The organism is Bacillus hominis (genome assembly GCF_018332515.1).
GTDB lineage: Bacteria > Bacillota > Bacilli > Bacillales > Bacillaceae_G > Bacillus_A > Bacillus_A hominis.
The window spans coordinates 1-1,117 of the sequence record NZ_BOQD01000431.1 but is presented as its reverse complement, the minus strand read 5'-3'; the positions used below and the strand labels follow the sequence as shown (position 1 = coordinate 1,117).

1 protein-coding gene and 1 pseudogene are annotated in these 1,117 nt (G+C 35.6%); one reads left to right on the top strand and one right to left on the bottom strand.

The features are described from left to right. Positions 1–70: 70 nt before the first annotated feature. Entirely contained in the window at positions 71–697 is a 627-nt protein-coding gene (gene sdhC / locus KI356_RS26080; RefSeq protein WP_002015407.1) for a succinate dehydrogenase cytochrome B558, read from the bottom strand. 299 nt (positions 698–996) lie between these two features. On the opposite strand from sdhC, the pseudogene KI356_RS26075 reads away from it, so the two are divergent. Beyond that, positions 997–1,117, top strand: a pseudogene (locus KI356_RS26075) (YslB family protein); the annotation flags it as partial.

The following is a 1,117-nucleotide window of genomic DNA, read 5'->3' as shown; positions in this document are numbered from 1 at the left end:
AATCGTTGCCATTAAGCCGGCCAAGCCACCGCCGACTACTATAAGTTTCCCTTTCATGCTCTCCCACTCCTTACTGGTTTGCTAGCTGTGGATCGATGAACGCTAATAATGCACTCACACCTACATAAGATAGACCTAAGAAAATAGCTAATGTTACATAAGTAGAGATTCTTTGTGAACGTGGAGATACTGTAATTCCCCAGCTGATGCAGAATGTCCATAGTCCATTTGCAAAGTGGAAAATTGTTGAAACAACACCAACTAAATAGAAACCAAACATAAATGGGTTGTTTAAAATATCTGCCATCATATCATAGTTTACCTCTTTACCTAACAATGCTTGAATACGAGTTTCCCAGACGTGCCAAGAAATGAAGATCAGCGTAACGATACCTGAAATTCGTTGGAAGACGAACATCCAGTTACGGAAATAGCCGTAAGATACCGCATTGTTCTTAGCTGTAAATGCAATATATAAGCCATATATAGCATGATACAGTATAGGTAAAAAGATGATGAAAATTTCTAGCGCATACCGGAATGGAAGGAGCTCCATAAAGCCTGCAGCTTTGTTAAAAGCCTCTGCTCCTCTTGTTGCAAAGTTGTTTACAATTAAATGTTGCGTCAAAAAGACACCAACCGGGATGACCCCCATTAATGAGTGCCACTTACGAAACGTATACTCGCGGCCTTTCATGTCCCCATTACCCCCTTGAATGTTTGACTGCTGTTTTCAGATTAATTTACAACAATAATGTTTTTTCACTATTGGCATAAGAAAAACTGAAAAAATTATTCGAAATATTTCAGCATAATTTGATAACAAGTTCATTTTACTCTTATTTTTGTCGAAGCGTCAAGAAAACGTATACATAATTTGCATATAATTTGCCAATTCTTTTTTTCTTCTTATATATTCAGATTTCCCTAAAGAAAAATCTGTTTTTATAAATGCAAAATGTTATATAATAATCCCTATAGAAAGAGGGGAATATTGTGAGCAAAAATACAATCGATATAACATCTTTAGAAGATGTTTCATTGAACGCCTTCTCTTATGAATTGCTACGTGAAGAATTACTAACTGATTTAATTGGTAACGATTTAGATGGTATTT

Coding starts and splice junctions, on each gene's coding strand:
- sdhC (WP_002015407.1), bottom strand. CDS start 697: ATGAAAGGCCGCGAGTATACGTTTCGTAAGTGGCACTCATTAATGGGG.